The sequence below is a fragment of the Geitlerinema sp. CS-897 genome (assembly GCF_028368005.1).
Lineage (GTDB): Bacteria > Cyanobacteriota > Cyanobacteriia > Cyanobacteriales > Geitlerinemataceae > Baaleninema > Baaleninema simplex.
In genome coordinates this window covers 1-8,889 of the sequence record NZ_JAQNCQ010000066.1, presented here as the reverse complement: position 1 = coordinate 8,889, position 8,889 = coordinate 1, and the positions used below count along the sequence as shown (strand labels likewise).

The following is an 8,889-nucleotide window of genomic DNA, read 5'->3' as shown; positions in this document are numbered from 1 at the left end:
GGGGGAGAGGGGGAGAGGGGGAGAAATAGCCAATTGTTTTTCCTCCTCATCTCATCATCGCCTCATCTCAATCTATTTTTCGATTTTGACCGATTGAATCTTGTCGCCTTGAGCGATCGAGAGAACTACGTCCATGTCGTCTGTTTGGCCGAAGACGGTGTGAACGCCGTCGAGGTGGGGTTGGGGTTCGTGACAGATGAAGAATTGGCTTCCACCCGTGTCTCGTCCGGCGTGTGCCATCGACAGGGTTCCGGCGACGTGCTTGTTCTTGTTGATTTCGCACTTGATGGTGTAGCCGGGGCCGCCGGTTCCGTTTCCGTTGGGACAGCCGCCTTGAATCACGAAACCGGGGATGACGCGGTGAAAGGTCAGACCGTCGTAAAATCCTTTTTCTGACAGTTCGACGAAGTTTTTTACAGTGTTGGGCGCGTCTTCGTCGAAGAGTTCGAGGTTAATCGTTCCCTTGTCGGTTTCCATTATGGCTCGGGTCATGGCGTTCTTGTCTTAGGTGGTGCAAACTGACTTATCTTAACGCACTGTTGCTGCGGGTTCGAGGCAGGCTTCGGTAGAATAGCGAGCGGTTTACGGGAGTTCGATCGAAATTAGGATGGCACAGTATTTTGCAACGGTGGCGCGAGGTTTGGAAGCGATCGCGGCGCGGGAATTGGAGAGTTTGGGGGCGCAGTCGGTGCGGCCGGAGTTTGCTGGGGTGGCGTTTGCAGGCGATCGCGCCCTGTTGTACCGCGTCAATCTGTGGGGAAGAACGCTGTTTCGGGTTCTAGTCCCGATCGCGGCGTTTCGCTGTACCTCGGCGCAAATGCTGTATCGAGAGGTTCGCGATATCGACTGGGAAAATTATCTCAGTCCCGAAAATACGTTAGCGGTCGATTGTACGGGGAAAAACAAACAGCTCAACCACACGCACTTTAGCGCCCTCCAGGTCAAAAATGCCATTGTAGACCGCCAGCGAGACCAGTTTGGGGTGCGATCGAGCGTGGATGTGGCAACTCCCGATTTGCGCCTCAACCTTCACATTCACCGCGATCGCGCCGTGTTGAGTCTCGACAGTTCCGGCAGCAGTTTACACCGTCGCGGCACTCGCCCGGCTGTGGGAGCTGCACCGTTAAAGGAAACTCTGGCGGCGGCGTTGTTGGAGATGGCGAATTATTCTCCTGAAATCCCGTTTTTAGATCCGCTGTGCGGTTCGGGAACGCTTCCGCTAGAGGCGGCGATGAAAGCGGCGAACGTGGCACCAGGGTTGTTTCGCGATCGCTTCGGGTTTGAAACTTGGCGCGATTTCGACGCGGGAGTTTGGGCGCAGTTAAAACAGGAGGCGAAGGCGGCGAGAAAACCGGAACTTCCGGCGTTTGTGGGGGGAAGCGATCGCGATGCGGACGTTCTCCAACAGGCGAAAACGAACGCCGAACGGTGTGGGTTGGGGGGAAAGATTGCGTTTCAGTGCGCCGACGTGCGCGAAATTGAAGCACCCTGCGATCGCGGAATTTTGATGTGCAACCCACCTTACGGGGAACGGTTGGGCGATCGTCAGCAACTCGGGGCGTTTTACAAACAACTCGGCGATACGTTCAAACAGCGATTTAAAGGCTGGACGGCGTACGTTCTCACGGGAAGTAAAGACCTTGCCAAACAAGTCGGATTGCGAGCGTCTCGCCGCGTTCCCGTCTCGAACGGGGGGTTAGATTGCACCCTTTTAGAATACGAACTGTATTGATTTTTTGGTGTTTTTGTTGAGGGAAAAACTTCAGAGATATATCTTAGAAATTGAATTTGACTTGATAGTTTTTTCTCCCAAAAAACAATTCTAAAAAATTGACACTAATGCCAAAAAAACTTTGGAATTAACATTTTTTGGGTTGAGAAAACCGAAATCCAACCTACTGCCTGTTCCCTGTTTCCTGTTCCCTGTTTCCTGTTCCCTGTTCCCTGTTCACGGAACGCGAATTTGTGCCAAATACGTATCGCGATAGTAGTGGGAGAGAATTTGACGGTAATCATACCCCTGTTCGGCGAGATATTTCGCCCCCCATTGACTCATCCCGACGCCGTGGCCGAAGCCGCGACCGGAAATCGTAAAATATCCGCCGTAGGAAGTGACGGTAAACAACGAACTTCGCAGTCCTAAAGCCGAGCGAATGCTGTCGCCGTCCACCATCGCCGTTCCCCCGTCACCAATGACTTTCATCATCACGATGCGGCCGTTGGGAGTCATCTGTTCGGGCTTCATGTCGTAGACGTTACCGACACCTGATAAGCTGTGAGTAACGTCCCACTGGGACAGGGTTTCCGTCCATTGATAGTTGGGGGATTGGCGATCGAAATCAGGAACGCCCCGCAGATAGGGTTTCGCTTCGTCCCAAATCACTTCGGCGTCTTCGGTATGTCCTCCCGAAGAGGAATGAAACACCGCTTCGATGACTTTTCCGTCGTGGCTGAGGACTTGTCCTCGGGTGGCGTGAGTGGCGGCGTGGGTGGCGGCGGCTTCTTCTTCCATGCCTCGATACACTTGCCAAAAGGTATCGTCTCCCACATCGTAAACGTCGTTTCCGTACCGCTGTCGTTGGTAGAGGACGTAAGACCGAGCGGCGACGGCTTGGGCTTTGAGGGCTTCTCGCGGCCAGTTGGGACTCATTTCCGCCCCGAGAACGCTGTAGATGTAAGACTCGATATCGACGTAGTTCACGGCGGTCATGCCGTAACCCCGAGGGACTAACAGCACTTTGCCTCGATACCAGCGATCGCCGATGTAAACGTAACCGCGATCGCTCGGTTCGATCCACAACCGCCCCGCTTGCCACTGAGACAGGGCGACGCTTCCCTCAGAACTGCGTGCGAGATGGGCGTGCATTCCGGTTAGGTTGCCTAAAACGTTGCCCGAACTATCGCGAATTCGGGCGGGGGTCGAACTACCAACCGTCAGTTCGCTGACGTCTTGTCGAACGGCAACCCGCAATTCTAAAGCGGAAGCAGGCGTCCAGACGAACGCCCACCAGACTAGCGAAATCCACCAACTTTTGAGAAACGTTCTCGAAATTTGTCGAGACGGTTTTTTAGAGTGGCGATCGAGGGTTTTTTTGAGCGTCGGACGCGATCCCCCCAGTCGCGATCGCCTCGTTTGAGGCGTCAGAGATACTGTAGAATTCGAGCGCAGCATCCGTTACTTTCTCCTCACAATTGTCAAAGCACAGAAGCACAGACCTCGTCGATGCTAGAATAGCATAGGAGTTTGAAAACCCCGATCCCAGCGCTGCGGATCGACGGTCGCCCTCCCGTGCCTTACGGCTCGACGCAGACTTTCACGAGATTCGATCGCGTGCAAATTACGTTTTTAGGAACGAGTTCGGGCGTCCCAACTCGGTCGCGTAACGTTTCCAGCTTAGCCCTGCGCTTGACAGAGCGGGGGGAAATTTGGCTGTTTGACTGTGGCGAGGGAACGCAACACCAACTGCTACGGAGCGATTTAAAGGTCGGACGCATTCGCCGTATTTTTATTACCCACATGCACGGCGACCACGTTTTCGGGTTGATGGGGTTGCTGGCCAGCATTGGCTTGGCCGGAAATCCCGATCGCCTGGATCTTTACGGACCGCCGCAACTCGAAGACTACTTGCACGCTTGTACTCGTTATTCTCACACCCATTTGTCTTACCCGATTCAGGTTCACAAGCACCGGCCGGGTCTCCTGTTTGAAGACGAGGACTATCGCGTTACCTGCGAGCGACTCGACCATCGGGTGACGGCTTACGGCTATGCGGTCGAAGAAAAGGAACGTCCCGGCCGCTTCGACGTGGAAAAAGCGAAGTCGCTGGGAATTTCCCCCGGGCCGGTTTACGGACGGCTCAAGCGGGGCGATCGCGTGACGCTCGCCGACGGTCGCCAAATCGATGGGAAACATCTGTGCGGACCGCCACAACCGGGTCGTAAAGTGGTGTATTGCACCGATACGATTTACTGCGACAACGCGGTGAAGCTTTCTCGCGATGCCGATGTGTTGGTTCACGAAGCGACTTTTTCTCACCTGGATGCTTCCATGGCCGAGCAACGCCTGCACTCGACCTCGACGATGGCAGCACAGGTCGCTCTGGCGGCCGGCGTCAAACAGTTGCTTATGACCCATTTCAGTCCCCGTTACGCACCGGGAAACGATATCCAGTTGGAAGATTTGTTGGCAGAAGCTCGGGCGATTTTCCCCAATACCGATCTGGCTTACGACTTTATGACTTACGACGTTCCCAAGGTGCGAGATAATGTCGCGGCGACCGCGTAAACGGCGTCAGCTGTTGAGGTTGCTGCGGGAATGGGAGGACGACGATCGACCGTCCCCGGTTTCGACGATCCGACGACAAATTTCGCGGAGGCTAACTTGCGTGTTGACCTGCAAACGAGGTTTCGGGAGTTCGTCGTTCGGCCAGAAGGAAAGATCGTGACAGGGACAGGTGGCGCAGGAGGGCGTCCCGTGCAGTAGGATGGGAACGGGCATTTGACAGCGAGCGCAGGGGTCGATGTCCCACTGAGGTTCGAGAAGTTGGCGAACGGTTTGTTGTGTGCCTTCGAGATAGCAATCGCCCGAATCGGGCGATACGCAGAGTTCCCAGCAGTCGTTAAAGGCTTGGCTGTAGCGATCGCCGTGAAAAATGGGTTCGGGCAATAGGGTCTCTCCCGACTTTTCAACGACGAGCTTTTTGCCGAGTTGAAACCAATAGGCTAAATATTGTTTGACTTGGGTTTCGGAAGCCATACTTGCTCGAGGTGTAAAAGTCGTGGGTCTCTATTCCTATGCTAGATCCGATCGGTGAAATTCACTCTGTCTAAAGTTGTATATAAGATTAAGGTTCCTGTTGGTAGTGCCGAGACAGACAAAATCGGAGATCGTGGAGATCGCGTGGGGAAAAGGGACTCGGAGATCGCTGTATTTCCAACTGAAAAAATTGGGAGAAATACCCCCCAAGTCCTATCTTCGGGCGAAGTAAATTTAGCGATCGGTCAGTTTGAAAACAATTAAATTCTGTATTTTTCGATAAAATTTCAGAAGATTTCAGGGGTAGGCGGGGTGTGGTCGAGTTCGAACCCTCGGGATATCGAGAACGCCGACTGACACGCCACAGGTCTGGATCTCGGAATCTATACTACGCCAGACGGACGGGGCGATCGAGTTTCAAACTCACAGGTCGCGTGCCGCTGCGATCGCCTTATCCGAGCGCGATCGCAGCAATTTTGCCGACGATCTTCCGCTGCCATGTCAGTATATAGAGGACGAGCAGGCAATCTTTGGGGTTCGCAACGGTTTCTTTGAAGGGTTATCGAGCGTGGAAGAACACGAGCCAAAGACAGACCGACTGTACCGAGAACTCGAGCTAGCGAGAGAGGAACTCGAACGACTGCGGGTCGATCGCACCCTCAGCGACGTTCAAACGGAGTTACTGCGAACCTTGTTAGCCTTCGGGGAAAAACCGACGCGATCGCTGGCCCTGAAATCGATCGCCCAGCAAATTTTGAAATCGGTCAACCAAATTGCCAGTGTTTCTGAAAGCAGTTTGTTTCTGCTCGACGAGTCCGGCGTCGTCGTTGAAAGTATCTTAGCGCGAGGCGCGACGATTCGCGATCGCAAACAGTCCATCGTCGGCCAGGTTTTAGATAGCGGTTTGGCAGGATGGGTCTACCGAGAACGTCAGATCGCGATCGTCACCGACACGGCAGCCGACGATCGCTGGATGCCGCTTCGGAACGCCCCCTATCAGGTCGGTTCGGCGTTGTGCGTGCCGATTTGCCGCAAACAACGAATTTTGGGAATTCTCACGCTCACCCATCCCCAAACCGCCTATTTCCACGCTGAAACGGCGAACGTCATGCAGGAGCTGTCCCATCGTTTGGCATTGGTTCTCGACCTCGTTTGGTCGTACGCAGATGATGGACAACCTCCCGTCTCTCCATCGTCTCCCCCTCACTCTCCGACTCCGCCCTCTCCCCTACCTCGATCGCCGCAGCCGGAGTTATCGCGTCCCACACCGTCTCCGGTGAAATCTCCAAGGCCCGATACGAGCGACCGTCCGCCCAAAACCCTACCGATTCGCTCGAAAGTTCCGCCGCCTCCCCCCCGCACTCAGCCCCCGATTTCTTCGCGTCCGCCGTTAGACGTTCCGTTGAGTCGGTTATCGAAACTCGGGTTGTACATCGTGGTGTGGGACGGTAAGTTTCTCTACGCCAATCGGCAACTCGCCCGAATTTTTGGGTATAGAACTCACGAGTTGGCTTCTCTCAAAACGATGTTTTATTTGATTGCCGATTCCCATTACGATATCGTGTCTGAGAAAATTTATAAGTGCGTTCGCGGTCAAACGAAGTATCTTTCTTGTCAGTTTCTGGGAAAATGTAAAGACGCAACGACGATCGACGTAGAAATCTATGGCGTTCGCACGCAGTTTTACGGAAAGCCGGTGATGGTTGGCGCGCTGCGAAAGCTCGAGGTGTGAAACGTTCGCGCGATCGATAGAATTGAATTGATAAGTAATGCTATTTGGCTGTTTCAATTCTTCCGGAGTAAAAATTTTCACGGAGCAACATCATTACTGTACATAACTATCCAAAAGCCCACTTCAGTTTCTTTACATTTGAGTTACCGAACGTTCGAGAATGCGTGGATTGACCGACCGTTCGTAAAAATTTACAATAGAAGCAATAGAATGACGCATTTTATCCCTCGGATCGAGTTCGGCATCGAGAACGCGCTTCCACACGGCCAAAGCATTTCGCCGCGATCGCCCCAACACCACCGCCGATGTCAGCCACGGGATATCCAATCCTTGCAATACCATCACGATCGAAGTTACAGTCACCGCTTCGTCTGGTAACGCCTCTGCATCTACCGTGACCTGAAGTTGGCGTTCCTCAACTGCCGCCGTCACCCGAGCGTCGTTTTGCCAGACGGCAACGTCCAGCAGTTGCGAGAGAGCCTCTGAGTCGCCGCCTTTAGCTTTTTCCCACACGCTCGAGGGAATTAGGGCTTTCACTCGGGTTTCGAGAGCGGCGATGGCGTTCGCGTCACCGAAAACGCTCGGCAACTCAAACTCTTCTTTCCAAAGCGGTTTGCTCGTACCGTTTTGTTTGCCCGACACGCAAACCTGCGAGATCGCTTTCGGGTTCAACTGCATCAGTCCGACGCGCACCCATTGCATCAGGATCGTGCGGTCGGGAAGGCTGCCTTTAGCGCTGATTTCAACCTGCAAACAGTACTCTTGGCGGCTCGCTGTCACTCGGACGTGTTGCCATTGGAGTTGGTGGTTCATGATCGCGGCGATCGCCGTGGGATTTCCACGTTTCGCGAGCTGAAGAGCTTGAGCTTGAGTCATTTCGCCAACTCCGGTTTACCGCGTCCGTTAACTTTACTTATAATTTATCTAATATTCGGCAAAGACGGGATCGGTGTTTGTACCTGTCTTTACCTCAAAGTTTACACTATCCTAAAACTCAGTAATTTCACTTAAGTCATATCGATTTTGACGAACGCTCCTACCGAAAAACATCGATCGCTCTCCGCGTAAGACCGAGGAGCGGCTCAAAAAAATACCCAAACACTTTGAATGCGATGAGTCGCGATCGCCTCACACGAGCAACGCAACGAGATGTCGGACGATCGGGGCGTGATAAGTCAACAGATAATCGAGGCGATCGACCAACAAACTTAAAATTAAATCCTCGTATTCCATCCCGTATTCCCGCAATCCCTGAACCACCAAACTCGTTTCTGCTTCAGTCGGACGTTTGAGATCGGGTTTGGGATTGGCCTCGAGAACGTAAAGTTTGCCGTCGGCATCCGTGCGTAAATCGATTCGCACCAAGGCATTCAAATTAAAATCCCAATATACCTGTTTGGCCAAGGAAATTAACGCTCGAGACATATCGGCATCCTCGTTTCCGAGCAATCGCAGTCGGTGTTCTGTAATTGCCCTGCGATCCATCGACGTAAAGATCCGTTCGTTGGCTTCTAAGACGCGTTCGATCGTCGAAAAGGCAAAGGGTTCGGGGTTTTTTCGCAACGTTCCGCCCGCACAGGTGACGTAACCGCACACCGACACGCAAAACTCCCGCCCCGATAAATAGGTCTCGATCGAAGCGGTATTGCGCGTTAACCGGTGAACTTCCGCCACAGCATCCGGTAAATCTGCGGCGTCGTCTACCACGAAAATATTTAACGACGCTCGCCCGGAAACGGGTTTGACTACGAACGCCCCGCGATAGTGTCCGAACGTCGTCAAAAAACGAGGGTTCGTGTGAGGATTGAGAATACCTTGGGAGGGATGCCAGGTCATAAACGGTGCGGTTCTCACGCCGAACGCCTGGAGTTCTCGCTTGAAGACGTGCTTGTTGTCGAGAGTCGAACTGTTGAGCGGATCGTGTCCCACGTAAGGAACCCCTAACATTTCTAAGATGGCAGGGGTGTGACAGACTGGATCGTATCCCTGGACGCCTCCCGTGTTCAGCCACGCCAAATGAATGTTTTCTTCTTTGAGGCGTTGGGGTAGCGTCATATCGTCCGGCATGACGCTGACGTACTCGAACCCCAAGTTTTTTAAGGCTTCGGCGATATCCCAGGCAACTTTTTCGTAAGTTTTAGTCGATCGCGGGTTATGGGTTTTGTAGATGACCGCTCCGTCGCGATCCTTATCGCCGCCATGAATGACAGCAATCCGCAGCTTCGATCGCAGGCGATCGAGATAGTCGGGAAAGCGATCGAACGAATAGGTGAAATGTAGTTCTGTTAAGTCAAGCGTCATCGACATTCCAAAGTTCAGAAGGCTACAAGGGAGCAGGGGAGAGGGGGAGCTTCTTCAGGGAAGAGGGAAGAGTGAAGAGGGGAGAGGGGGAGCAAGGGAG

At 53.4% G+C, this 8,889-nt stretch carries 9 protein-coding genes; 4 read left to right on the top strand and 5 right to left on the bottom strand.

Annotated features, from left to right (window positions below; genetic code table 11):
- Positions 1-72: 72 nt before the first annotated feature.
- On the bottom strand, positions 73-492 hold the full coding sequence (locus tag POG22_RS03470) for a peptidylprolyl isomerase (RefSeq protein ID WP_063719654.1): 420 nt from the start codon (positions 490-492) through the stop codon (positions 73-75).
- Between the two features lie 115 nt (positions 493-607).
- Here POG22_RS03470 and POG22_RS03465 point away from each other — a divergent pair, with 115 nt between their 5' ends.
- Positions 608-1,732 (top strand): THUMP domain-containing class I SAM-dependent RNA methyltransferase, encoded by a 1,125-nt coding sequence (locus POG22_RS03465; RefSeq protein ID WP_498903648.1) that lies wholly within the window; start codon positions 608-610, stop codon positions 1,730-1,732.
- Between the two features lie 216 nt (positions 1,733-1,948).
- Here POG22_RS03465 and POG22_RS03460 read toward each other — a convergent pair whose 3' ends face one another.
- A complete protein-coding gene (locus POG22_RS03460) occupies positions 1,949-3,172 on the bottom strand; it encodes a SpoIID/LytB domain-containing protein (protein WP_498903646.1) in 1,224 nt (407 codons plus the stop codon).
- Between the two features lie 159 nt (positions 3,173-3,331).
- On the opposite strand from POG22_RS03460, the gene POG22_RS03455 reads away from it, so the two are divergent.
- The gene (locus tag POG22_RS03455; RefSeq protein ID WP_498903649.1) at positions 3,332-4,285 is read left to right on the top strand and encodes a ribonuclease Z; all 954 of its coding nucleotides are present in this window, start codon (positions 3,332-3,334) and stop codon (positions 4,283-4,285) included.
- Positions 4,286-4,291: 6 nt separating this feature from the next.
- Here the strand turns inward: POG22_RS03455 and POG22_RS03450 are convergent, their stop codons facing one another.
- A complete protein-coding gene (locus tag POG22_RS03450) occupies positions 4,292-4,756 on the bottom strand; it encodes a hypothetical protein (protein WP_063719656.1) in 465 nt (154 codons plus the stop codon).
- A 314-nt stretch (positions 4,757-5,070) separates the two neighbouring features.
- Here POG22_RS03450 and POG22_RS03445 point away from each other — a divergent pair, with 314 nt between their 5' ends.
- Both POG22_RS03445 and POG22_RS03440 read left to right on the top strand, forming a co-directional pair.
- Positions 5,071-5,268, top strand: a complete 198-nt coding sequence (locus POG22_RS03445; protein ID WP_498903644.1) for a hypothetical protein — start codon at positions 5,071-5,073, stop codon at positions 5,266-5,268.
- A 56-nt stretch (positions 5,269-5,324) separates the two neighbouring features.
- Positions 5,325-6,488 (top strand): GAF domain-containing protein, encoded by a 1,164-nt coding sequence (locus tag POG22_RS03440; RefSeq protein WP_498903642.1) that lies wholly within the window; start codon positions 5,325-5,327, stop codon positions 6,486-6,488.
- Positions 6,489-6,620: 132 nt separating this feature from the next.
- Here POG22_RS03440 and POG22_RS03435 read toward each other — a convergent pair whose 3' ends face one another.
- Positions 6,621-7,364 (bottom strand): hypothetical protein, encoded by a 744-nt coding sequence (locus POG22_RS03435; protein WP_063719657.1) that lies wholly within the window; start codon positions 7,362-7,364, stop codon positions 6,621-6,623.
- Positions 7,365-7,616: 252 nt separating this feature from the next.
- Positions 7,617-8,789 carry a D-alanine--D-alanine ligase family protein gene (locus POG22_RS03430; protein WP_063719660.1) on the bottom strand — a complete coding sequence of 391 codons (1,173 nt, stop codon included), beginning with the start codon at positions 8,787-8,789 and terminating at the stop codon, positions 7,617-7,619.
- Between the last annotated feature and the right edge of the window lie 100 nt (positions 8,790-8,889).

What these genes read in the sequence shown, in the direction of transcription:
- POG22_RS03470 (WP_063719654.1), bottom strand. Translation starts at nt 492, where the DNA reads ATGACCCGAGCCATAATGGAAACCGACAAGGGAACGATTAACCTCGAA.
- POG22_RS03465 (WP_498903648.1), top strand. Translation starts at nt 608, where the DNA reads ATGGCACAGTATTTTGCAACGGTGGCGCGAGGTTTGGAAGCGATCGCG.
- POG22_RS03460 (WP_498903646.1), bottom strand. Translation starts at nt 3,172, where the DNA reads ATGCTGCGCTCGAATTCTACAGTATCTCTGACGCCTCAAACGAGGCGA.
- POG22_RS03450 (WP_063719656.1), bottom strand. Translation starts at nt 4,756, where the DNA reads ATGGCTTCCGAAACCCAAGTCAAACAATATTTAGCCTATTGGTTTCAA.
- POG22_RS03435 (WP_063719657.1), bottom strand. Translation starts at nt 7,364, where the DNA reads ATGACTCAAGCTCAAGCTCTTCAGCTCGCGAAACGTGGAAATCCCACG.
- POG22_RS03430 (WP_063719660.1), bottom strand. Translation starts at nt 8,789, where the DNA reads ATGACGCTTGACTTAACAGAACTACATTTCACCTATTCGTTCGATCGC.